Origin of the sequence: Brachybacterium sp. GCM10030267 (assembly GCF_042666875.1) — a bacterium.
GTDB lineage: Bacteria > Actinomycetota > Actinomycetes > Actinomycetales > Dermabacteraceae > Brachybacterium.
The window spans coordinates 271,302-295,210 of record NZ_JBHTCX010000011.1; the positions used below are offsets into that span (position 1 = coordinate 271,302).

Here is a 23,909-nt window from a genome sequence, read left to right on the forward strand (position 1 = left end):
AGCAGCCGACACAACAGATCAAGGAAGATCATGATGGCCACATCCACCCGAACCCGGCGCACGGCCCGCGCACTCGTGTCAGCGTCGGCCGCCCTGATGCTGATGATTCCTTCCACCGCCGTGGCCGGCCCCGGCGGTACCCACGGCCCGCCCGATACGCACCCGCGCGATCCGGCCATCACCGACCGGCAGGTCCTTCCCGATGACGACGGCTGGGCCAGCGCCGGCGGCGGCACCACCGGCGGCGCCGAGGCGAACGAGGAGCACGTGTACGACGTCTCCACCCGGACCGAGCTCGTCAACGCTCTCGCCGACTCCGGGGACGAGCCCGCGATCATCCGGGTCCACGGCACCATCGAGGTCAACGCCGACGAGAACGGTGATCCCCTCACCTGCGAGGAGATCGCCGAGGGCACCGGGTACACCCTGGAGAAATACCTCGAGGCCTACGACCCCGAGACCTGGGGCCGTGACCGTAAGCCCGACGGTGAGATGGAGGAGGCCCGCGAGGCCGCCGAGCAGAAGCAGCGCGCCCTGGTCGACATCCGCATCCCCTCGAACACGACGCTGATCGGCGCCGAGGAGGGCGCCGGGCTGACCGGCGCGAACCTCACCGCGAGCGGGGTCCACAATGTCATCATCCGCAACCTCGTGCTCGCCGACACCTACGACTGCTTCCCCTCGTGGGACCCCACCGACGGCGACGAAGGTGCTTGGAACAGCGAGTACGACAGCGTGCGGATCGTCGACGGCGCAACCAACATCTGGGTCGACCACAACGCCTTCACCGACGAGCCGATGACCGACGACAAGCTGCCGACGTACTTCGGACAGACTTTCCAGCGGCACGACGGTGCTCTTGACGTCACCAACGGCTCGGACCTCGTCACCGTCAGCTGGAACAGCTTCTCCGACCACGACAAGCTGACCCTGGTCGGGTCGACCGACAGCGCCGACCGTGGGGACCCGGGCAAGCTCCGGGTCACCTTCCACCACAACCTCTACGAGGGCGTGGGCCAGCGGGCACCGCGCGCCCGCTGGGGACAGGTCGACGTCTACAACAACCACTACGTCATCACTGACGACCAGACCGTCGACTACGGCTACTCACTCGGGGTCGGCCACGAATCGCATCTGTGGGTCGAGGCGAACGCCTTCGACATCACCGGTGACACGCAACCGGGGCAGCTCCTGTCCTTCCTGCGCGGCGAGGTCATCGTCACCGAGGGCAACCTCGTCAACCATCGTCAGGTGGACCTGTTGGCCGAGTACAACGCCAACGCCGATGAGGACGAACAACTCGCCGAGGACACCAGCTGGGAGCCGACGCTGCGGGCCTGCGAGCACAAGGTCCAGCACGTGGCCGGTGTGGTCGATGCCTGGGCCGGTCCCGAGTTCGGTCCTGCGCCGGGCCGTCTTCACGGAGGCTGCTGACCTCCGTCCGGCTGCATCGCACGCCCCAGCAGCGTTCCCGCGGGAACGCTGCTGGGGCGTGCGGACCCTCCCGCGGGAGCGTCTATCGGCCGACGGGCCGTTCCCGCGGGAACGCCCCTCGGCGCGAATATCGGCCATCGCCGAGCGCGCGGTCCCACGACGTGGACTCCGTGCCGTGGATCACGGTCAGACCCGCGATTCCGCATAGGCTTTCGGGATGTTCTCGAATCTCTCGGCCGGCGCGCTCGGCCTCTCCCTGGACCACCCGACCGCCGTCGACCTCGCCGCGACGCACGGCTTCGGCGGCGTCGACCCGGATCTCGGCTACTTCCGGTCGCTCGGCAGCACCGCGGCTGTGGCCGAGCACGCCGCGGCGGTGCGCGAGCGCGGCCTGGAGTGGGGAATGACCGGCCTGCCGATCGGCCTCGACGCTCCCGCCGAGGAGTTCCGCCAATCCCTCGCCGATCTGCCCGCCGCGCTCGAGCTGCTGAAGGCCGCCGAGGTCACCCGGGTGGGGACTTGGATCCGCCCGATGCACGACGAGCGCACCTACCGCGAGAACTGGCGGCTCTTCGCCGGCCGTCTCGCCCTGGTCGCCGAGCTCCTGGCCGAGGCGGGGATCCGCATCGGCCTGGAGTACATCGGCCCGAAGACGTTCTGGTCCACCGAACGCTTCCCCTTCATCCACTCGCTGCGCGAGGCACGGGAGCTGATCGCCGAATCCGGCGCGGGCAACGTCGGCCTGATCCTGGACAGCTACCACTGGTACACCGCCGGCGAGAGCGCCGAGGACCTGGTCGGCCTCACCGACGCCGACCTCGTCTCGGTCGACATCAACGATGCCCGCAGCGATCGCGAGCGCGACCAGCAGCAGGACCTGGACCGTCGCCTGCCGTACCAGACCGACGTCATCGACCTGGCCGGATTCATGGGCGCCGTCCATGCTGCCGGCTACACCGGGCCGGTGAAGGTCGAGCCGTTCATGAAGGAGCTGGCCGAGCAGCCCGTCGACGACGTCCTCGCGGACATCTCGAGCCGGCTCGACCGCGCCGTCGCGAGCCGCTGACGCACCGCCGGCATCCCACCCCAGCGAAGGACGACGACATGGAACCGCCCCTGACCGGAGCCGACTCCGACGCCGAGGCCACCGTGGAGACCCCCGCGACGGCCGAGGCCGCCACCGCCCGCCGCCGTCTGCGCTTCCTGCTGGGACTGGCCGATCACTTCGAGGACCGCCAGGGCCGGCGCAGCGCCCGCGCCGGCAGCACGGCCGACGGCGCGGCGGCTGACGGCGCGACGGGCGACGGCGCGACGGGGGATGCGGCATCCCCCGAGACGTCGGCCCCCGCCGCAACGCCGCATCTGGACGATCTCCCCGCTGCGAGCGGCACGGAACCACAGGAGGTCCGGATCCGCACGGCCGACGGCGACGTGATCCCCGCCTTCCTCCTGCGCCCCGCTCCGGAGGTGGCCACGGGTGCCGCCGTCGTGCTGGTGGCCGGCCACGGCCGCGGCATCGACGACCTGGTCAGCACTGATCCGGCCGACGAGTACCACGACGGCCTCGCCCACAAGCTGGTGCGCGCCGGGCTGACCGTGCTGTGCCCGGAGATGATCAGCTTCGGACGGCGCCGCGTCCCCCGCCCGGACGGTGCCGAACCCTATGAGGACACCGAGAACTCGTGCGGCATCGATGCCGCCCGCCACCTGCTGCACGGCCGGCCGGTGATGGGCCACCGTGTGGCTGACGCCCGCGCCGCCGTGCAGGCGCTGCGCGAGGTGCCCGGGGTGGACCCGCAGCGGGTGGCCGTCGCGGGCGGCTCCGGAGGCGGGGCCGTCTCGCTGCTGCTGGCGGCAGTGGACCCGACTGTCGCCGGCGCCCTGGTCGCGAGCTATTTCTCCTCGTTCGAGGCGAGCCTGTGCTCGATCCGGCACTGCCCCTGCAACATCATCCCCGGCCTGCTGCCGGGGATGGAGATGGCGGACATCGCCGCCCTCGTCGCGCCCCGGCCCCTGGTGCTGGAGGCAGGTGAGCACGACCCGATCTTCCCGATCGAGGCGACGCGCGCCTCGTTCGCGCAGCTGCCCCCGGTGTGGCAGGCGCTCGACGCCGCGCCTCCCGAGCTCGTCGTCACCGACGGCGGCCACGCCTTCCGCGGGGAGCGGTCCGTGGAGCTGATGGCCGAGCGACTGGCCTGAGCCTCAGACCGCGTCGCCGAGCTTCCCGGACAGGCGCTCCAGGCGCTCCTGGCTCGCGCCGTCCAGCCCGATGATGCGGGCCTCCTTGCCACGGTCGGTGTACTTCGACTGCACGGCATCCAGCGCCGCCACGGTCGAGGCGTCCCACACGTCGGCGTCGGTGAGGTCGATGATCACGACGTCCGGATCGCCCGCATAGTCGAACTGGTAGACCAGATCGTTGCTGGAGGCGAAGAACAGCTCGCCCACCACGCGGTAGCGGCGGATCTCCGGGGCGCCGTCGTCGTCGATGTCGGTCTCCCACACCGGCTCGATGCGCACCAGGTGCGCCACCCGCCGGGCGAAGAGGACCATCGCGGCCAGGGTGCCGAGGATGACGCCGACGGCGAGGTTGTGGGTGGCGACCGTGGCGACCACGGTGATCACCATGACCAGGGTCTCCGGCACGGGCATCAGCCGCAGCGTCGAGGGGCGGATGCTGTGCCAGTCGAACGTGGCCACGCAGACCATGATCATGACCGCCACCAGGGCGCCCATCGGGATCAGACCGACGATGTCGCCGAGGGCCACCAGCAGGATCAGCAGGAACAGACCGGCGAGGAAGGTGGAGATCCGGGTGCGCGAGCCGGACTGCTTCACGTTGATCATGGTCTGGCCGATCATGGCGCAGCCGCCCATGCCGCCGAAGAAGCCGGTGACGATGTTGGCGACGCCCTGGCCCCACGCCTCGCGAGTCTTGTTCGAGTGGGTGTCGGTGATGTCGTCGACGAACTTCGCCGTCATCAGCGACTCCAGCAGCCCCACCAGCGCCATGCCCAGCGCGTAGGGGCCGATCAGCTGCAGCGTCTCCAGGGTGAGGGGGACGTCGGGGATGAACAGGCTGGGCAGGGAGTCCGGCAGCTCGCCCTCGTCGCCCACGGTCGGCACGCTCCAGCCCGAGAAGAACACGACGGCGCTGATGACGAGGATGGTGATCAGCGGGGCGGGGATGGCGGTGGTGATCTTGGGCAGCACCACCAGCATCACGATGCCGACGGCCACCAGTGCGTAGACCAGCGGACCCACACCCTGGCCGTACAGGTGCGGGACCTGCGCCATGAAGATGAGGATGGCCAGGGCGTTGACGAAGCCGGTCATCACCGAGCGGGGGATGAACCGCATCAGCTTGGCCACGCCCAGCGCGCCGAGGACCACCTGCAGCACGCCGGCCAGCAGCACCGTGGCGACCAGGTAGTTCAGGTCCTGCGTCTGCGCCATGACGGGCGCGACCACCAGGGCAACCGCACCGGTGGCGGCGCTGATCATGGCCGGGCGGCCGCCGACGATCGCGATGGAGATCGCCATGGTGACCGAGGCGTACAGGCCGACGGCCGGATCGACGCCTGCGGCCAGCGAGAACCCGATCGCCTCGGGAATCAGGGCGAGGGCGACGACGAGGCCGCCGAGCACCTCGGTCTTCAGGCGGCGGGGGTCACGGAGCGCCTCGAGGACGCCCATCGGGCGCTGCTGGGAATGCGCGGCGGCGGGGGCGCCGCCGAGGGCAGGGCTGACTGACGTCACGAAGCATCCTTGGGGAGAGGAGATGGGAGGGAGGCCCGAGGAAGCGGACGAGTCCGAGGGCCGACGACCAACCCTCACGTTACGGGAGGTTCAGTGGTTCTCGCACCCGGCGGGCGTTGCGCGATGGGTCACAGGTACGGGGCTCAGGGGTGGCAGGCAGCGACGGTCTACCGATTCGTCGCGTCCAGGGCGGTCCCGCTCTCCTCGGGGCCGGCGATCTCGCGCAGACGCGCCAGGAACTCATCGGCCATCGCCACCTTCTTCTCCAGGGCACTGCGCCGCTCGATCGCGATCTGCTCGAACTCGCGCAGCGTGCGGAGGGCCTCGGCGGGGGCGCCCGGCCCGTCGGCCGCGTCGGCGACATCGAGCAGCTCGCGCATCTGCTCGAGACTGAAGTCCAGCGGTTTCATCCGTCGGATGAGCAGGATGCGTTCGACGTCCTGCTCGGAGTAGAGCCGGAACCCGCCCTCGGTGCGCTCCGAGGGGGTGACCAGGCCGATCTCGTCGTAGTGCCGCAGCGTACGCAGGCTCAGCTCGGTGCGCTCGGCGACCGCTCCGATGTGCAGCAGTTCGCGATGATCGTCCGTCGGGCTCATACGGTCAGTGTGCCCGATGGGGCGGCGCCCTCAGATCAGCCGTGAGAGGTCGATCTCCACGGGCCGTTCATCCCTGAGCTCCACGTCGAGCAGTCGCTCTCCACGACGCACCGAGTGGGTGCCCAGCGCCCCCGGACCCACCGCGCGCAGGTGCAGCGCGGTGACGTCGGCGTCGGCCCAGGTCATGTCGACCTCGATGCCGGGCCGCGCCCGTAGCCCGCGGACCGACCCGTCGGCCATGATCGGCGGCAGCGCAGGCAGCAGCTCGATCTCGCCACGGTGGCTCTGGAGCAGGCATTCGGCGAGGGCGGCGACGATCCCGATGTTGCCGTCGATCTGGAACGGCGGATGGGCCGAGAAGAGGTTCGGGTACAGGCCGCTGCGCTCGACGCCGTCGGCGGTCTCGGCCGGGCGCAGGTACAGCTCCAGCAGGGCCTGAACCCGGTCCGGGCGACGAAGGCGTGCCCACAGGCAGGTCTTCCACACCAGCGACCACCCCGTGGCCTCGTCCCCGCGGGCCTCGAGCGAGGCGGCCGCGGCGCGGGAGAGCTCATCGGGCACGGGATCGGTGCCGGGGTAGAGGAAGCCGAGGTGGGAGACGTGCCGGTGCTCGGGCTCGACCTCCTCGAGCCCGTCGGCGTGCCATTCGAGGATGCGGCCGTCGGCCCCCGTCCGCGGCCCGGGCACCCGGTCCAGCGCCGCCCCGGCGCGCCGGACGATCTCATCGTCACCGCGGCCGGTCAGGCGGGATGCCGCGATGAGGAGCTCGAAGATCTCCCGCACCAGCCAGCGGTCCATGCCCGTGCCCTCGCTGAGCCCGACCGGGGTGCCGCCGGGTGCGACCCATTCGTTCTCCGGAGAGGTCGAGGGGAAGGTGACCAGCTCCCCGCCCTCCGTCTCCCACAGCAGATCGAGAGCGAAGGCCGCTGCGTCGCGCAGCGCGGGGAAGCGGCGCTCGGCGATCGAGCGCGGCTCCTCCCCGCCGAAGGCTGCGATCGAGGAGAGCTCGCGCTCGAGCCAGAGGCCGCCCATCGGCCACGAGGACCACTTGGGATTGCCGCGCACAGGATCGGTGTAGCCCCACGGGTCCGAGTTGTGGTGGACGGTCCAGCCGTCGGCGCCGTACACACGGCGGGCCGTCTCGCTCCCGCTCTCGCGCAGCATGGCGACGTAGCCCTCCAGGGCCCCGGCTGCGCCGGGAACGTGCGCGACCCCCGCCGCCCAGTGGTTCATCTCCAGATTGATGTTGACCGTGTAGTTCGAGTTCCACGGCGCCAGGACGTGGGGATTCCAGATGCCCTGGAGGTTCGCCGGCGGCAGGCCCGGACGCGAGGAGGAGGCGAGCAGGTAGCGGCCGTAGGCGAAGGTGGTGGCGAGCAGCTCCGCGTGCTCGGAGCCGCTGAGCTCCAGCTCGACATCGCCGGCCCCGAGCGGGAGACGCTCGAGGTGGCGCCTGCGGAGGTCGAGCTCACCGCGCGCCACCGCGGCGTCGGCCCGGCCCGTCGCCTCGGCGAGAGCGTCGGCGAGGGGACGGTCGGGGTGCCGGCCCATGCCCTGCCACGTGGTGACGATGGCGCAGACGACCAGGATGCGGCCCCTCTCGCGCCGGGTGCGGACGACGACGGCCGCTCGGCTCTCGCCCTCGGCGTCCCACGCGAGCTCGGCGACATCGCCGTGGCGGGTCGGCACGCCGTCCGACGGGGCGCGGAGCACGAGGGAGAGGCCGTCCGGCCCGGAGGTGCGCCGCTCCTCGACCAGGGGGGAGGTGAACTCGAGCGCGACGTCGGCGCCGTCGGGGCAGGGGGCGGCATGGACCAGGACCTCGTCGGCGGTGCTGACGAAGGTGCGGTGCTCGCCGTCGGGCGTCCGTGCGGTGTGCTCGAACCGTGTGAGATCGAGTGTGCGCTCGACGGGCTGCTGGGTCCCGTCCGCGCGAGAGAGGCGCACCTGCAGATCCCCGACGGGCTGATAGGCCTGTGCCCATGCGGCCCCGAGCTCCTCGATCGAGTTCTGCGCCTCGACGATCTGTCCGGAGCCGAACTGCGATCGGGCACGGGTCAGAAGCTCTGCCGCGTCCTCGCGCGAGGTGCACCTGTTCCGGGTGGTGCTGGGGGAGCCGGACCACAGGGTGGTCTCGTTGAGACTGAAACGCGCCACCTCGGGGTCACCCCAGACCATGGCACCGATCCGACCATTTCCCAGAGGCAATGCCTCCAGCCAGCGCGTTGCGGCGTGACGCCGGCTGAGAGTATCGGGCGGCGTCATGACAGGTTTCTCCTCGGGTTCGGGGGTCGCGGTCGCAGCGGCAGCCCGCTGGGCATCGCGTCTCGGCAACGCTAAACATCCTATGTCTGAGGGGCCGTTGCGTCGAGGGCCCACGCGGGGGCGAGAGGGCGTGCGCGAGAGCGCGGGGGCGTCCGGCACCGGGCGCGACGGGAAAGCGCTTGAAACCCGGGCGCTGACATGATCTACTGAGCCCCCGGAACGGAAAGCGGTTACCGTCATCCGTCGCTCACGACGGATGCAGCTCGTGCGCGACGTGGCGCGCGAGCAGCCGGGATCGCGGCCGTTCCTCTCAGTCAGCCCAGCACGGACTGCCGCCGCGCCGGCCGCGGCCGCACATGAAGGAGAGCCGCCACATGGCCACACGCAGGATCGGGATCATCGTCAACGGGGCCACGGGACGCATGGGGTATCGCCAGCATCTGGTGCGCTCCCTGCTCGCCATCCAGGACCAGGGCGGCGTCGAGCTCACCGGCGGCGACCGGCTGCTGCCCGAGCTGCTGCTGGTGGGCCGGAACGAGGAGAAGCTGACCGCCGTGGCCAAGCGCCACGGCCTGACGCAGTGGACGACGGACGTCGAGGCCGCCCTGGCCGACGAGGACTACGAGGTCTACTTCGACGCCCTGGTGACCAACCTGCGCGTGGCCAACCTCAAGAAGGCCATCACCGCCGGCAAGGCGATCTACACGGAGAAGCCCACGGCGGAGTCCTTCGCCGACGCCCTCGAGCTGGCGCGCCTGGCGAAGGAGGCCGGCACCGTCTCCGGCGTCGTCCACGACAAGCTCTACCTGCCCGGCCTGCTCAAGCTGCGCCGCCTGATCGATTCCGGCTTCTTCGGCGAGATCCTCTCCGTGCGCGGCGAGTTCGGCTACTGGGTCTACGAGGGCGACTGGCAGGCCGCCCAGCGTCCCTCCTGGAACTACCGCGCCGAGGACGGCGGCGGCATCGTCGCGGACATGTTCCCGCACTGGAACTACGTCATCGAGGACCTCTTCGGCCGCATCGCCGACGTCTACGCCCAGACCGCCACCCACATCCCGGCCCGCTGGGACGAGAACGGCACCCGGTACACCGCCACCGCCGACGACGCCGCCTACGGCGTCTTCCGCCTCGAGAACGGCATCGTGGTGCAGATGAACTCCAGCTGGGACGTGCGCGTGCGCCGCGATGAGCTGGTCGAGTTCCAGGTCGACGGCACCAAGGGCTCCGCCGTCGTGGGCCTGCACAGCGCCCACATCCAGCCGCGCGAGGCGACCCCGAAGCCGGTCTGGGATCCCGACGTCAAGGACGGCCACGACTACTTCGACGACTGGATCGAGGTCCCCGACAACGAGACCTTCGACAACGGCTTCAAGGTGCAGTGGGAGGACTTCCTGCGCCACTACATCGAGGGCCGCCCCTATCCGTTCGATCTGCTCTCCGGCGCCCGCGGGGTGCGGCTGGCCGAGACCGGACTGGCCAGCTCTGCCGAGGGCCGCCGCATCACCCTCGACCCGCTCACGGAGGTCTGAGCACCATGACGAGCACCGATCTGACCCTGCTCGACGAGGACGGCCATCTGCGCACCATGCCGCTGGGGGAGGCGGTCCCCTTCGCAGCGCCCACCGCGCCGCTGCGCTCGCGCACCGTGTTCGCCGCCGTGCATGTGGTCCCGATCGTCCACGGGGACAACACCCCCGGCGCCCCGGCCGACATCGACTGGGAGGCGACCATCGCCTTCCGCCGCACCATGTGGTCGCGCGGTCTCGGCGTCGCCGACGCCATGGACACCGCCCAGCGCAACATGGGGCTGGACGCCGCGGCCACCCGCGAGCTGATCTCCCGCACCGCCGACGCCGCCCGCGAGGCCCTCGCCGATCCCGCGTACGCGGGCCTGTTCCGGGACGGCGCGCAGGTGCGCGACCTGGTCGTCGCCGGTGTCTCCACCGACCACCGCAGCGAGCCTGAGCTGAGCCTGGACCAGATCGTCGAGGCCTACCGCGAGCAGCTGAGCGCGACCGAGGCCACCGGCGCGGGCGCTGTGCTCATGGCCAGTCGTCACCTCGCCCGGGCCGCGACGTCGGCCGAGGACTACGAGGACGTCTACCGCCGCGTGCTCGAGGCCGCCACCGAACCGGTCGTGCTGCACTGGCTGGGCACCGCCTTCGACCCGCAGCTGGCGGGCTACTTCGGCTCCGGCGACACCGCCGAGGCCTCCGAGACGCTGCTGCGGATCATCGAGGCGAACCCGGCCCGGATCCGCGGCGTGAAGATGAGCCTGCTGGACGCCGAGGCGGAGGTCGCCGTGCGCGAACGCCTGCCGCGCGGCGTGCAGATGCTCACCGGGGACGACTTCCACTTCTCCCACCTGATCGTGGGAGAGGGGGCCGACGGGACGACGGCGCGCACCGACCAGCCGGAGGGCAGCTTCTCCCACGCCCTGCTCGGCGCGTTCGCCGTCACCGCGCCCGCCGCCTCCGCAGCGGTCCAGGCACTGGATGCCGGAGAGCCGGATCAGGCCCGCCGCATCCTCGACGCCGCCGAGGAGCTCGCCCGGCACGTCTTCTCCGCCCCCACCTACCACTACAAGACCGGCGTCGCCTTCCTCGCCTGGCTGAACGGGCACCAGCCCGCCTTCACCATGGTGGGCGGGATGCACTCCGCCCGCAGCCTGCCCCACCTCTCGCGCACCATCGAACTGGCCGCGAGCACCGGCAACCTCGAGCGCCCCCAGCTGGCCGCCGAACGCTGGCACGCCATGCTGCGCCTGGCCGGATACGAGGCGGCTCGAGATGCTGCCGGGGCCGGCGCTGCTGGGGCCGCCGCCGGGGGAGCCGACGGACCGGACGGCCTCACGGAAGGATCCGCCGCATGAACACGCCCGCTCCGGAGACGACCGGCACGCCCCGTCTGTCCATCAACCGCTGGACCTGCCGCACCACGCCGATCCAGGAGTTCCTCGAGGCCACCGCCGCCGCCGGCATCGAAGCCGTCGGTCTGTGGCGCCAGGACGTCGCCGAGGTCGGACTGGAGGCCCTGCGCCGCCGGGTCGATGACGCCGGCCTACGCGTGTCCACCGTGTGCCGCGGCGGCTTCCTCACCGCCGCCGCCGAGGCCGACCGCGCCGCGGCGCTGGAGGACAACCGGCGCGCGATCGACGAGACCGCAGCTCTGGGCGCCCCCACGCTGGTGCTCGTCGTCGGCGGCATCAGCCAGGAGGACAAGGACATCGCCGGCGCCCGCGCCCGCGTCGCCGAGAACATCGCGGCCCTGGCCCCCTACGCCGAGGAGCGCGGGGTCACGCTGTCGATCGAACCTCTGCACCCGATGTTCGCGGCCGACCGCGCCGTGGTCTCCACCCTCGACCAGGCCCTCGACATCGCCGAGGCCACCGGCAGCCCCGCCGCCGGCGTCGTCGTGGACACCTATCACGTGTGGTGGGACCCCTACCTCGAGCGCGCCATCCAGCGTGCCGCCGACGCCGGCCGCCTGCTGAGCTACCAGGTGTGCGACTGGAACCTGCCGTTGGCCGCCGAACCGCTGTTCTCCCGCGGCTACATGGGCGATGGCTACATCGACTTCCCCGCCATCACCCGCATGATCGCCGCGACCGGCTACGACGGCGACATCGAAGTGGAGATCTTCCACGAAGACGTGTGGGCCACACCGGCCGCCGAGGCCATCCATACCGTCGCCGAGCGCTTCGAGCAGCTGGTCCTGCCGTACGCATGAGCGTTGACCCGGAGGTTCGGGGACCGACCGCACCCTTGCGTCGTGCCTGGGGCCTGCCGGTCGAGTCCGATGATCCGGACGGCGTCGGTCCCCAGGCGGCGGCCCGCGCGCAGCTGCCTCCAGAGCTGTCGGAGGCCTTCGGCCAGGTGCGCGAACGCCTGCCGGTGCCCCGCCTGGCAGCAGAGGGCCCGCCGGAGCTGCCCGCTTCGCTGCAGGAGGCCATGACCGCGCCGGCGCTCGCCGTCGCCGATGACCCCCTCCCGTTCCCGCTGCTGAGCCAGTACACGCGATTCTGGCGGGAAGGGGTGCGCACCGACTACGAGGACGACGCGCGGCGCCTGGGCATCATGACCGGCGAGGCGGTGCTCGCAGCGGTCGCCACCGGCCAGCAGCGCTGGATCGATCGCGCGGCCGACGGGCTGATGCTGCTGTGCGAGATGTCCACCTGGTGCTGGGTGGCCCATGAGCAGTCCCACGACCGGCGCGGCTGGATGGTGCCCGATCCCGACGCGCCCGTGGTCGACCTCGGCGCCGGCCAGACCCTGCACGTCCTGGCGTGGGCGGATCTGGCGATCGGTGCGGCGCTGGACGAGCATGTGCCGGGCCTCCGTCAGCGGATGCGCCGCGAGGCCCGCCGCCGGGTGTTCGAGCCCTACCTCGCGCGCCGCGACTGGCACTGGCTGCACGGCCGGGCCCACAACTGGACCGGCTGGATCCACCAGCACCTCATCGCCGGTGCGCTGTTCCTGCTGGACGGCGAGGAGGATCGGGCCGACCGCGATGCCGTGCTCTGCCTCGCGATCGCCCAGCTGGACCGCTACCTCGCCTCGTTCCCTCCCGACGGCGGCATCGACGAAGGCTTCTCCTACTTCTGGAACGGCGCGTGCCGCCTGCTGGAGGCGATCGACCTGCTCAGCATGGCCTCCGGCGGGCTGCTCTCACGCCAGGCAGTGCTCGAGATCCCCGTGATCTCGGAGCTGGCACGGTTCCCGCATCGCATGGAGCTCGGGGACGGCTGGTTCGTCAACGTGGCCGACGGGCCGGCCCGGCCCGAGGACCCCCAGCCCTGGGAGGTGCTGCATCGGTGGGGTCGCGCGCTCGGGGACGGGGACGTGGTGGCCGGGGCGCTCGCCCGCCGCGGTGACGACCCGGCGCCGCCCGTGCGGCCGGAGCTGGGCCTGGGGCGGGTGCTGTGGGCGGTCGGGGACCAGGAGTGGCGTGCCGGCCGTCCGACGGGCCCGCCGCTGCCTGCCGAGACCTGGCTGCCCGAGGTGCAGCTGCTGGTGGCCCGTGAGCGAGCCGGCGATCGGGCCGGGCTGGCGCTCGCCGTCAAGGGCGGCCACAACGCGGAGGCCCACAACCACCTCGACGTCGGCTCCGTCATGGTCGCGCTCGAGGCCAGCCCTGTGCTCATCGACCTGGGGCAGCCGACGTACACCGCGCAGACCTTCAGCGAGCGGCGGTACGAGATCTGGACGATGACCAGCTCGTGGCACACGCTGCCCACCATCCGCGGCTGCGTGCAGGGCGTGGGGGAGGAGTATGCGGCGCAGGGGGTACGGGCGGAGGGGTCCTCGCTGACCCTCGACCTGGCCGGCGCCTACCCGGCCGAGGCGGGAGTGCGCAGCTACCAGCGGCGGGTCGCGCTCGAGCGGGGATCGACGCCTGCGGTGCGCATCGAGGACCACTGGCAGCTCGAGCCGCGCGGCGGGTCGACGCTCGGGGACGGCGTGGAGGCCCACTACGTGCTGGCCGGGGACGTGCTCGATCATCGCGCCGGGAGCCTGCAGGTGCGGGCGCTCTCCGGGGCGATCGCCGAGCTGAGCTGGGACGCCGAACTGGGAACGGGGGACCTGGAGCGACGCGAGATCGACGACCCCCTGCTGCAGCGGTCCTGGGGCGGGGCGGTGCATCGACTGTGCCTGGGGCCGACGACCGATCCAGAGACGGGGACCGGAGTGCTAGCGGTGGTGCTGCGCGCGGTGTGAGGGCCGGCCGGGGAGGGCCCGTGCCCTGTCGGCCCGTTGGTTACTCGTGTAACTTGATCCCATCCAGTCCATCCGGACGCTCGAGGAGGAACTCCATGGCTGATGACATCGCACCCGCCGCCGACCTGACCCCGGACGAGAAGGTCGCCCTGACGGGCGGCGCCGACTTCTGGCACACCCACGGCGTGCCCTCGCAGGACCTGCCCGGCGTGATGGTCGCCGACGGCCCCCACGGCCTGCGCGTCCAGAAGGCAGAAGGTGATCACCTGGGCCTGAACGACTCCGTGCCGGCGACGTGCTTCCCGCCCGCCGTCGGCCTCGCCGCGACCTGGAGCCGGGAGACCGCCTCCGCCGTCGCCGCCGCGATCGGCGAGGAGGCGCTGGCCGAAGGCGTCTCCGTCGTCCTCGGCCCGGGCATGAATCTCAAGCGCTCCCCGCTGTGCGGCCGCAACTTCGAGTACTTCTCCGAGGACCCGATCCTCACCGGTGAGATGGCCGTCGCCTACGTCAACGGCATGCAGGAACGCGGCGTCGGCACCTCCGTGAAGCACTTCGCGCTGAACAACCAGGAGACCGACCGCATGCGCATCGACGTCCAGGTCGACGAGCGCACGCTGCACGAGATGTACCTGCGCGCCTTCCGTGCCGTCGTCACCCGCGCCCAGCCGTGGACGGTGATGTGCTCCTACAACTCCGTCCTCGGCACCCTGGTCTCCGAGAACTCCTTCCTGCTCACCGACGTGCTGCGCGGGCAGTGGGGCTTCGAGGGCCTGGTGGTCTCGGACTGGGGCGCGGTGGTGGACCGGCCCCGCTCCGTCGCCGCCGGGCTGGACCTGCAGATGCCGGCCGATCCCGGCGCCCAGCAGGCCCTCGCCGAGGCGCTGGCCGAGGGGAGCATCTCGCCCGAGCACGTCGACCGCGCCGCCGGCCTGGTGCTCGACCTGATCCGCAAGGGCCTCGCCCAGCGTGATGAGTCCGCGAGCTACGACGTCGGCGCCCATCATCAGGCGGCCCTCGAAGCTGCCCGCCGCGCGATCGTGCTGCTGCGCAACGACGGCACGCTGCCGCTGGAGGCGGGCGCCGCCGGCCGCGACGGCGGCTTGGCCGTGATCGGTGACTTCGCCGCCTCCCCGCGCTACCAGGGCGCCGGCTCCTCCCACGTCAACCCGACCCGTCTGACGACGGCCCTGGACTCCATCCGGGGGATCGCCGGGGCCGTGCCCTTCGCCCGCGGCTTCACGCCCGGCGGTTCCGAGGAGGACGAGGCCCTGCGCGCCGAAGCCGTCGACCTCGCCCGTCGCGCCGAGACCGTGGTGCTGTTCCTCGGCCTGGGTGAGGATGTCGAGTCCGAGGGCTACGACCGCACCGACATGGAACTGCCCGCAGCCCAGGAGCGCCTGCTCGAGGAGGTCCTGGCCGTCAACGACCGCGTCGTGGTCGTCCTCTCCAACGGCTCGGCGATCCGCCTCTCGCAGACGCTGCGCTCGGCACCCGCCGTGCTCGAGGCCTGGCTGCTCGGCCAGGCCGGTGGCGAGGCCACGGCGGAGGTGCTCTTCGGCCTCACGAACCCCTCCGGCAAGCTCGCCGAGACCATCCCGCTGCGCCTGGAGGACACCCCCTCCTACCTCCACTTCCCGGGTGAGCACGGGCGGGTGACCTACGGCGAGGGGCTGTTCGTCGGCTACCGCGGACTGGACGCGCGCGGTACCGAGGTCGCCTACCCCTTCGGTCACGGCCTGAGCTACACCAGCTTCGAGTACTCCGACGCCTCGGCGACCACCACGGCCGACGGGATCGCCGTGGAGCTGACCGTGACCAACACCGGCGAGCGGACCGGCCGCGAGGTCGTCCAGGTCTATGCGTCCCTGCCCGGCTCGCGGATCACCCGTGCGCCGCGGGAGCTGAAGGGCTTCGGGGACGTCGAACTGGAGCCGGGCGCCTCCGGGCGCATGCGGATCGACATCCCACTCGCCGACCTGCAGTACTGGAGCGTTCGCGAGGGTGCGTGGCTGGTCGAGGGCGGCACGTATCATCTGGAGCTCGGCGCTTCCAGCCGGGACCTGCGTCTCAGCATCGACGTCGAGGTAGCCGGCGATGAGCCGGTGCCCACCGCCACCGTCTCCAGCACCATGCTCGAGATCATGGAGATCCCCGGTGGCCGCGAGAAGCTCGAGGCCCTGATGGCGGATTCGCCCCTGTTCAACGATCCCGAGATGCGCAAGATGGCCGAGCAGATCCCCGTCGGCCGCTTCACCGGACTCGGCGGATACAGCCACGAGCAGATCCAGCGATTCCTGGATACGGTCAACGCCGGGTGACGGTCCGAGCGGGAGGATGAGCGACATGCCGGGAAGGGCGGCGACCAGCGCCGACGTGGCACGGCAGGCCGGAGTCTCCCGGGCGACCGTGAGCTATGTGCTCAACGAGCGCCCGGGGCACGCCCTCCCCGAGACCACCCGGCAACGGGTGCTCACGGCCGCCCGCGACCTGGGATACGTGCCCAACCACAGTGCGCGGGCGCTGCGGGGCAAGCAGCCACCGGTCATCCTCGTGATCCTGCGCCCGGTGCCGTTCGGGCGGAACATCGGCGGCATCCTCGACGAGCTGACAGCACTCGCCCACCGTCACGGATGCTCCCTGGTCACCCAGCACGCCGACACCCCGGACGCCCTCGAGGCGACCCTCGCTCATCTGCGGCCCCGGCTGGCGCTGTCGATCCTCCCGCTCGAGCCCGCCGACCTCGGGGCGCTCGAGCGCCTCCGCATCCCCGTCGTGGACGGGTGGCGGATCCGGGGCGGAGCCGACGGGCAGGCGGCACGGCTCCAGGTCGAGACGCTCGCGGCCGCCGGACGGTCTCGCCTGGCATACCTGGGAGTGGCGGAGGACGAGCTGCGGGTCTTCGAGGAGGCCCGGCGTGCTGGTGTCACCGACACCTGCGCGCAGCTCGGCCTGCCGCTCCCGCAGACAGCGGCCGTCACCATGAGCAGCACGCCCCGGACGGGCGCTGAGCTGCAGCGCATCCTTCGCGCCTGGACCAGCCAGCCGGAGCCCGTCGACGGGGTGGCCTGCTACAACGACGTCTGGGCGGCCGCTCTGCTGCGCGCCGCCCGCGACCAGGACATCTCTGTGCCGAACGCCGTCTCGGTGATCGGCATGGACGATGAGCCGATGGGCGCGTTCCTCGAGCCACCGCTGACCACGATCGACCTCGACGTCTCGGAGCTGTCCCGAGAACTCTTCGCCCGGGGGCTCTCCCTGCTGGGCGAGGAGGTGGGGGAGTTGGGCGAGCGCGCCGACAGCGACTCCGGCCGATTCACTCTGATCGAGCGGGGCTCCGTGTGAGCACGGGCGATCAGGCCCGGGTGGTCAGGGCGGTGGACTCCCGCAGCAGCACGTCACCGCGCACATGCACCTCGCTGACGTCCGCGGTGTCTGTCGGCCCGTCGGCGCCATCGGCACCGTTCCCGCCGGCCGCCTCGGCTGCACCGGTCGTGCCATTCCCGTCGGCGTCCTCCGGCAGCTCCAGCACCCACTCCACGGCCTGGCGCGCCATGTCGTGCAGCGGCAGGGCGATGGTGGTCAGGGAGGGGTTCGCGTCGGCCCCGTCGGGCACGCCGCCGAAGCCGGCGACGGCGACCTGGCCCGGCACGTCGATCCCGCGCCGGCGCAGCTCGCCGAGCGCACCGAGGGCCATCACGTCGGCCGGGGCGAACAGGCACAGCGGCAGGTCCTCGGCGGGGGAGGCCGCCTCCAGGTGCTCCTGGACCTGCTCGGCGGCGAGGTGGCCGCCGTCCCGGGTCAGGCCGGCACCGATGTTCAGCTCGGGCTCGATGCCGGCCTCGGTGAGGGCGGCGACGAACCCGCCGGTGCGGTCCCCGGCCGAGGGGATGCCCTCGATGCCCTGGACGACGGCGAAGCGGCGATGGCCCTCGACCACCAGGGAGGTCGCGAGCTCGTGAGCGGCCGCGGCGTTGTCCGGCACGATGGTGCGGCCCACGCCGAGGGACTGGCCCATGCCCACCACGCGGCCCTCGTTGCGGGCGAAGCCCTCCAGCAGCGTGCTGATCGCGGCGTCGGAGTCGTTGCCGTAGCGGTGGGAGCCCACCAGCACCAGGGCATCGACCTGCTGGGCGATCAGCGACCGCAGTGCTCTGACCTCGGTGTCGATCTCGCGGTCGGTCTGCGTCAGCAGCACCTGGCTCTGGGAGGCGAAGGCCTGCTGCTGGATCTCGCGGGCGACGGTCGCGAAGTAGGGATCGGCGATGTCGTGGACGACCAGGCCGATCAGCCCGGAGCGGGAGCGCGCCAGGGCCTGCGCCTGCGCATTGGGCACATACCCGAGCTTCGCCGCGGAGGCCTCGACCTTCTCCGCGACCGCCTTGCCGGGGATGCGGGAGGAGCCGTTGAGAACGCGGGAGGCGGTGGCCAGGGAGACCCCGGCATCCTGGGCGACGTCGCTGAGACGCACTGCGGGCATCGGGGCTCCTACTCGTGACGGGGTGCTCGGGGCGAGGGGTGCGGGACATCGGGAACGGACCGCGGGCCTGCGGGGAAACGCTGTCCGTGTCCGCTCAGGATACGACCAGCGAGCCTCTCACGTCCGCCGCTCACGGTAGGTATCACGGTCGCGGTTCTCACGCTGCTGGCCAGGAGGATAAACTGCAGCGGAAAGCGATTGCCTTGCGGGGTGGTGGACGCGTCCCGCTCCGGCACAGGGCATCCCTGGCCCGACGACGACCACCAGGAGCTACCCGTGACGACCGCGCCCGCCCCGCGCCCCGTGGAGCACCCCACGCTTGCCCTGCCGACCCTGGACCACTCCACGTCGGCCCGCACCGGGATCACCCGCGCCCACTGGGAAAGCGTGGCCGACCAGCTGCTGCTGGCACTGCGCCCGTATGCGGCTGCCGACGGAGCACAGTTCCATCCGCCCGGGCGAGCCAGCCACAGCGGGAGGGACTCCGACGGGCTCGAGGGCTTCGCCCGCTCGTTCCTGATCGCCGCCATGGCCCAGCACGGCCGCGGTGGGGAGGACCCGCACGGCCACGCCGAGCTGTACGCCCGCGGGCTGGCAGCCGGGGTGGACCCGGAGGGCGCGAATCCGTGGCCGCGTCCCGCGAAGCTGCCGCAGGCCAAGGTCGAGGCCTGCTCCGTGGCGCTCGCCCTCGATCTCACCCGGGAGTGGATCTGGGACCGGCTGGACGGGACCACCCGCGAGCGCCTGGTCGACTGGTTCGCCGAGGTGATCGGCACGCCCTACCCGCCCGTGAACTGGGTGTGGTTCCGGATCATCGTGCTCACGTTCCTGCGCTCGGTCGACGACCGCTTCGCCTCCGGTCCCGACGCCTCCGCGCTGCGCGCGGACCTCGCCCACGACCTGCGCATCCATGAGAGCTGCGCCCGCGAGGGCGGCTGGTTCCTCGACGGCCCCGAGCGCAGCGTCGATCACTACAACACGTGGGCCTTCGCCGTGCTGCCGATTCTGTGGCTGCGCATGCGCGGTGCGCGCGACCTCGAGGCCGACGGACTGATCACCGGTGCCGACCGGGCGCGCCACCGCGAGCGGGTGGCATCGTTCGCCGACGACGCGCTCGGGCTGGTCGGGGCCGACGGAGCCCCGCTGATCCAGGGCCGCAGCCTCATCTATCGCATGGCCACGGCCGCGCCCTTCTGGAGCGCGGCGCTCGCCGGCCTGGCCGGCGGTGAGGACCCGCGACTGGACCCGGGCCGGCTGCGCCGCGCCGCCTCCGGGGAGCTCGCCCACTTCCTGCGCCACGGCGTGCCCGACGAGCGGGGACTGCTCAGCCTGGGCTGGTTCCATGCCTTCGAGGACATGGCCCAGAGTTACTCCGGCCCGGGCTCCCCGTACTGGGCGTCCAAGGGCTTCCTCGGTCTGATCCTGCCCGCCGATCACCCGGTGTGGACCGCCCCCGAGCAGCCGCTGCCCGTGGAGGTCGAGTCAGCCCTCCGCGCGATCCCCACTCCCGGCTGGCTGGTCTCCCGCACCAGCGAGGACGGCATCGTCCGCGTCATCAACCACGGCACCGACCATGGGCTGCCCGGCGTGCTGACCACCGACTCCCCGCTCTATGCGCGGCTGACCTACTCGACGGCGACCTGCCCTGCCCTGAGCGGACCGGGAGTCACCGATCCTCGCGACGGCACCGTCGGCCTGGTCCATCCCGAGCACGGCTGGAGCCACCGCTCCGGTTTCGACCGGGTGGAGCTGCGCACCGAGGTGGTGAGCGGCGGGGAGCAGGTCGGGATCGCCCTGTCCCGGCAGCTGTGCCACTGGGTCGAGCTCGATCCGCACGCCGCCGATCACGGGCGCGGCCGTCAGGGTTCCGTCACGCCGGGAGCGCTGCTGACCGTGGCGAGCATCGTGCGCGGAGCGCAGGAGGTGCGCATCGTGCGCGCCGAGGAGGAGACGGTCCTCCCGGTCGCCATCGGGGGATGGCCGCTGTCGGGCTCGGGCGCGATCGAGGAGATCCGCCGCGCGGGCACCGGGTCCGCTGCGGCGATCAGGGCACGGCTCGCGCGCAGCGTGGAGCCGGCGCTGGTCAGCGAGATCCAGGCCCTGCGCGGCACGTGGTCACCGGCCCTTCACCGCGAGCGGGACGTGACACCGCTGGGTCCGCGGTTCGCCGTGCCGCAGCTGCACGGGCGGCCGCTGCGGGCCGGGGAGATCGTGGCCGCGAGCGTTGTGCTGCGCGGCCAGAGCGCCCCGCAGAGACCGGCGGCGGCCGTCGACATCAGTGCCGAGGGGACCGTGCAGGTGAGCTGGAGCGACGGCGAGCAGGTGCGCGTGGCGCTCGAGCCGTGGCCTCAGGCCGTGATGGCCAGTGCGGATCTGTCCACGGGGTGACGCGGCGGCTCGCCCGCACGGAGACGGCGCAGCTCCTCGAGCGCGTGATCGGCCATCCTCAGCAGTTCGTTCCCCTGGGAGCCGGCGATGTGCGGGGTGATCGAGACCGTCGGCACCTCCCACAGCGGGTCGTCCGGCGCGAGGTCGTCATGCACGTCCAGCACGGCGCTGAGACGCCCGGAGACCAGCTCGGCGCGCAGAGCATCGAGGTCGACCAGGGCGGGTCGGGCCGTATTGACGAAGGTCGAGCCGTCGCGCATCCGTGCCAGCAGCGCAGCATCGACCATGTGCCGGGTGCTGGGCAGATCCGGCGCATGCAGGCTGACCACGTCCGAGCCTGCGAACAGGTCCGCCAGTGAGACCTTCCGGGCACCGAGCGAGCAGATCTCGGCCTCGGAGGCATAGGGGTCGCTGATCAGCACCGTCAGGTCGAACGGGCGCAGGAGCTCGGCGACCAGCCGCCCGATGCGGGAGGCGCCCACGAGCCCGACCACGGCGCCGTTGTTCCCGCCGTCGTGCAGGCTCCACGCGTCGTGCGCACCGCGGTGGCGACGGTGCTCCGCTTCGCGCCGCAGACTGTGCTTTCCCGCCAGCAGGATCTGGGCGAGCGTGTACTCGGCGACCGGGACCGCATTGGCCTGCGCGGCGGTGGTGACGGTGATGGAGGGGTCCTCCCACACCGCCTGACCGACGACGCTGCGCACCGTCCCGGCCGTGTGCACGACCGCGCGCAGCCGGGGCAGCCGCGAGAGGGCGGATGCATCGATCCTGGGCGAGCCCCACCCCGTGATGACGGCGTCCGCCGTGGCCAGCTCCGGCTCCGGGATCGAGGACAGGTCGGTGACCGGGCCGTGCCCGACGAGGTCGACGAGCTCGTCCAGCCGGCGGCGGCGGGCGTCGTCGAAGAAGAGGCCGGCCATGGTCTCCGACATCGCGAGCAGGGCTCTCATGCAGGCTCCTCGAGGGTCGCAGGCAGCAGCTCGTACAGGGTGTCCGCCTCGCGCCGCAGCAGTGCCGGGTCGTCGCCGGGCACGAATTCGAGCAGGGCGTCATGGTCGCGCCCGTCGGCCTGGAGGATCTCGAAGGCATCGCGCCACAGCTCGGCGCGCTGCGCGAGCGGCTGCCGATGCGCAGCGGGCCACCAGGAGAACACGTGGACGGTGGAGACGTGGGGGAGTGCGGTGCGTAGGTCCGCGACCGCTTCCCGCCGCGGCTGATCCTGATGAGGCTGCCAGTACGTGCGCACGGCAGGGTGGCCGATCTCCTCCAGCAGCTGCAGCGTCGAGCCGATCTCGTCGGTCAGGGTGCCGCCATGCCATTCCAGGCCCAGCTCCATCCCGGCCTCGGCGGCGCAGCGGGCCGTCTCACGCAGGCGCGCGACGATCATCCGGCGATCCTCGGCGCTCGTCTCGCGCGAACCCTGGGTACCTGCCCAGACGCGGAGGCGCGGCGCACCCAGCTCCTCGGCGCTGGCGAGCAGCGCTGAGGCCTCCGCCGAGGCGGTCTCCGCGGAGCCGACGCACCGGAGATAGGAGCCGTAGCCGGACACCTCCAGCCCGGCCGCCTGCGTCACCTCGCGCGCGAAGCGGGCAGCGGACAGGTCCCCGGCAGGCACGTGCACGTCGCTGCCCCATTCGAGGCAGCGCAGTTCCGCGTCGGCGGCGAGGCCGGCGACCTGCTGGACGGACAGCTCCCGGAAGCTGACGGAGCACAGCCCGGGGCGGATCATGCTGGTCCCGCTGCGGTCGTGCTCGCCGGGTCTGGGCCCGAGGCGCCCACCAGGGCGTCCTCCAGGGCGGCGGTCGAGTCCCGGACACGAAGCTCAGGCAGCAGCCGGACCTGCTCGATCGGGGCACCCGGGGCCTCGAGGCGCTGCAGGGCCAGCTCGACCGCGCGCTCGCCGAGCGCATACTTCGAGGGCGCGACGGCCGTCAGTGCGGGACGCGTGGTCACCGAGAGCTCGTCGTCGTACGCGACTAGGGAGAGATCCCCGGGGATCGACCAGCCGCGGCGGGTCGCATGCTGGACCAGCAGGGTGGCGGCGACATCGGAGTGGACCAGCGCCGCCGTCGTCCCCATCTCGCGATAGTGCTCCAGGACGGCATCGATCTGCTCGAAGGGCTGCGCGCCGTGCGGATCCAGCACATGGCTCGGGGCGGCGATCCCGCTGAGTCCCAGCAGCTCCACACAGCGCGTGTAGCCGCTTTCGACGAAGGGGTTCGTCGGGCTGTGGGGGTCGCCCTCGAACGCGATCCGGCGATGTCCGAGCGAGGCGAGGTGGCGGACGGCCATGGCGGCACCTGAGGAATGATCCGATCGCACGGTATCGAAGACGCGATCCAGCGCCCCGTGGCTCTCGATCCCGCGCTCCGCGAGAACCACCGGGATGGAGAGCTCGGCCAGTCGTTCGACGAGCTGCTCGCTCGCGGCGCCGGCACGCATCTCCGGGGCGATGATGAGGGCCTCGGTCGCGGAGTCCGCGGCGATCTGGTCGACCACCAGCCGGTTCGCCTCGGCATTGGCCATCGAGACATGGATGCTCAGATCCACTCCCAGTCGCTGGGCGGCGTCGCCCGCGCCCCGCAGGATCGTCGGCCAGTAGTACCGCATGGAGGGGACCACCATGGCGATCTTCGCCGCCGGATGGGAGGGGACGGTGAGGTCGGAGGGCTCGGCCTCCGCCGATGCCTCGAGCCGTCGGGCGCCGCCACGCACCTGCTCGAGGAGATTCTGCTCGGCGAGGGCGGCGATGTCGCGGCGCACGGTGATGGTGGAGACACCGAGATCTTCCGCGAGGGACTTGACCAGGGCCTCACCGTCCAGGCGCACTCGGTCGAGGATCTGTTGCCGACGGCTGGCCGGAAGTTCACTGGTCACGATGTGGTTCCTCTCCCCTGGCGCGGCACTCGGGCGGCCTGACCGCGGTCTCTCGACGCCGTCCGTGCCCGTACCGGCCCGGCCATCGTAGCTCACAAGTGACCATGACTGTTCGTAAATGATCGAAACGGTGCTTGACAGGAGCGGAGTGGCTGGGCTTGACTGTTCCTGTTCGTTTCTGGCGCCCTTCGATGTCGAGGGGCTCGGCCTGAGGAGGCTTCACCGCCCGCACTGCTGCGGGGACCGGTCCTGCGGCCCGCGAGGCCGGCGTCCGCGCAGTCCCTTGTGATTCTCGATTCCTGTTCTTCTCGATGGAGCGCAGAGATCTGCCAGGATGCCGTCGCGGTATCCGGTCGATTATTTCGGCGTGCTTCCTGATGCGCTCCGAGATTGTTC

At 71.8% G+C, this 23,909-nt stretch carries 17 protein-coding genes; 10 read left to right on the forward strand and 7 right to left on the reverse strand.

What is annotated here, in order from left to right; genetic code table 11:
• Positions 1-33: 33 nt before the first annotated feature.
• The 3 genes from ACFQS2_RS10405 to ACFQS2_RS10415 all read left to right on the forward strand — a co-directional run bounded on the left by ACFQS2_RS10405 (position 34) and on the right by ACFQS2_RS10415 (position 3,633).
• Positions 34-1,434: a polysaccharide lyase family 1 protein gene (locus ACFQS2_RS10405; RefSeq protein WP_377793694.1), complete on the forward strand. Its 1,401-nt coding sequence runs from the start codon at positions 34-36 to the stop codon at positions 1,432-1,434.
• A gap of 217 nt (positions 1,435-1,651) precedes the next feature.
• On the forward strand, positions 1,652-2,500 hold the full coding sequence (locus ACFQS2_RS10410) for a sugar phosphate isomerase/epimerase family protein (protein ID WP_377793696.1): 849 nt from the start codon (positions 1,652-1,654) through the stop codon (positions 2,498-2,500).
• A gap of 38 nt (positions 2,501-2,538) precedes the next feature.
• Positions 2,539-3,633, forward strand: coding sequence for a dienelactone hydrolase family protein (locus ACFQS2_RS10415; RefSeq protein ID WP_377793697.1), 1,095 nt, complete (start codon positions 2,539-2,541; stop codon positions 3,631-3,633).
• A 3-nt stretch (positions 3,634-3,636) separates the two neighbouring features.
• Here ACFQS2_RS10415 and ACFQS2_RS10420 read toward each other — a convergent pair whose 3' ends face one another.
• The 3 genes from ACFQS2_RS10420 to ACFQS2_RS10430 form a co-directional block, all read right to left on the reverse strand.
• Positions 3,637-5,130, reverse strand: a complete 1,494-nt coding sequence (locus ACFQS2_RS10420; protein WP_377793816.1) for a SulP family inorganic anion transporter — start codon at positions 5,128-5,130, stop codon at positions 3,637-3,639.
• A 230-nt stretch (positions 5,131-5,360) separates the two neighbouring features.
• Positions 5,361-5,789: a MerR family transcriptional regulator gene (locus ACFQS2_RS10425; RefSeq protein WP_377793698.1), complete on the reverse strand. Its 429-nt coding sequence runs from the start codon at positions 5,787-5,789 to the stop codon at positions 5,361-5,363.
• Between the two features lie 30 nt (positions 5,790-5,819).
• Entirely contained in the window at positions 5,820-8,054 is a 2,235-nt protein-coding gene (locus ACFQS2_RS10430; RefSeq protein WP_377793699.1) for a glycoside hydrolase N-terminal domain-containing protein, read from the reverse strand.
• A 374-nt stretch (positions 8,055-8,428) separates the two neighbouring features.
• Between ACFQS2_RS10430 and ACFQS2_RS10435 the strand changes: the two genes are divergently transcribed.
• The 6 genes from ACFQS2_RS10435 (at position 8,429) to ACFQS2_RS10460 (ending at position 17,113) form a co-directional block, all read left to right on the forward strand.
• Positions 8,429-9,583, forward strand: a complete 1,155-nt coding sequence (locus tag ACFQS2_RS10435; RefSeq protein ID WP_377793701.1) for a Gfo/Idh/MocA family protein — start codon at positions 8,429-8,431, stop codon at positions 9,581-9,583.
• Positions 9,584-9,588: 5 nt separating this feature from the next.
• A complete protein-coding gene (locus ACFQS2_RS10440) occupies positions 9,589-10,926 on the forward strand; it encodes a DUF993 family protein (RefSeq protein WP_377793702.1) in 1,338 nt (445 codons plus the stop codon).
• Complete coding sequence (locus ACFQS2_RS10445) at positions 10,923-11,783, forward strand: sugar phosphate isomerase/epimerase family protein (protein ID WP_377793703.1); 861 nt, start codon at positions 10,923-10,925, stop codon at positions 11,781-11,783. The genes ACFQS2_RS10440 and ACFQS2_RS10445 overlap by 4 nt, the downstream gene beginning before the upstream one ends.
• Positions 11,780-13,771, forward strand: a complete 1,992-nt coding sequence (locus tag ACFQS2_RS10450; RefSeq protein WP_377793705.1) for a hypothetical protein — start codon at positions 11,780-11,782, stop codon at positions 13,769-13,771. The genes ACFQS2_RS10445 and ACFQS2_RS10450 overlap by 4 nt, the downstream gene beginning before the upstream one ends.
• A gap of 95 nt (positions 13,772-13,866) precedes the next feature.
• On the forward strand, positions 13,867-16,089 hold the full coding sequence (locus ACFQS2_RS10455) for a glycoside hydrolase family 3 C-terminal domain-containing protein (RefSeq protein ID WP_377793706.1): 2,223 nt from the start codon (positions 13,867-13,869) through the stop codon (positions 16,087-16,089).
• Positions 16,090-16,114: 25 nt separating this feature from the next.
• Positions 16,115-17,113 carry a LacI family DNA-binding transcriptional regulator gene (locus tag ACFQS2_RS10460; RefSeq protein ID WP_377793707.1) on the forward strand — a complete coding sequence of 333 codons (999 nt, stop codon included), beginning with the start codon at positions 16,115-16,117 and terminating at the stop codon, positions 17,111-17,113.
• A 10-nt stretch (positions 17,114-17,123) separates the two neighbouring features.
• Here the strand turns inward: ACFQS2_RS10460 and ACFQS2_RS10465 are convergent, their stop codons facing one another.
• Positions 17,124-18,248 carry a LacI family DNA-binding transcriptional regulator gene (locus ACFQS2_RS10465; RefSeq protein ID WP_377793709.1) on the reverse strand — a complete coding sequence of 375 codons (1,125 nt, stop codon included), beginning with the start codon at positions 18,246-18,248 and terminating at the stop codon, positions 17,124-17,126.
• A 276-nt stretch (positions 18,249-18,524) separates the two neighbouring features.
• On the opposite strand from ACFQS2_RS10465, the gene ACFQS2_RS10470 reads away from it, so the two are divergent.
• Positions 18,525-20,636, forward strand: coding sequence for a DUF2264 domain-containing protein (locus ACFQS2_RS10470; protein ID WP_377793710.1), 2,112 nt, complete (start codon positions 18,525-18,527; stop codon positions 20,634-20,636).
• Here the strand turns inward: ACFQS2_RS10470 and ACFQS2_RS10475 are convergent.
• From ACFQS2_RS10475 to ACFQS2_RS10485, 3 genes are read right to left on the reverse strand one after another with little or no spacing between them, the layout of a single operon-like run.
• Positions 20,597-21,586, reverse strand: coding sequence for a hydroxyacid dehydrogenase (locus ACFQS2_RS10475; RefSeq protein WP_377793711.1), 990 nt, complete (start codon positions 21,584-21,586; stop codon positions 20,597-20,599). The genes ACFQS2_RS10470 and ACFQS2_RS10475 overlap by 40 nt on opposite strands.
• Positions 21,583-22,365 carry a sugar phosphate isomerase/epimerase family protein gene (locus tag ACFQS2_RS10480; protein WP_377793713.1) on the reverse strand — a complete coding sequence of 261 codons (783 nt, stop codon included), beginning with the start codon at positions 22,363-22,365 and terminating at the stop codon, positions 21,583-21,585. Before ACFQS2_RS10480 ends, ACFQS2_RS10475 begins: the two co-directional genes overlap by 4 nt.
• Entirely contained in the window at positions 22,362-23,513 is a 1,152-nt protein-coding gene (locus ACFQS2_RS10485; RefSeq protein WP_377793714.1) for a substrate-binding domain-containing protein, read from the reverse strand. Before ACFQS2_RS10485 ends, ACFQS2_RS10480 begins: the two co-directional genes overlap by 4 nt.
• Positions 23,514-23,909 lie beyond the last annotated feature (396 nt).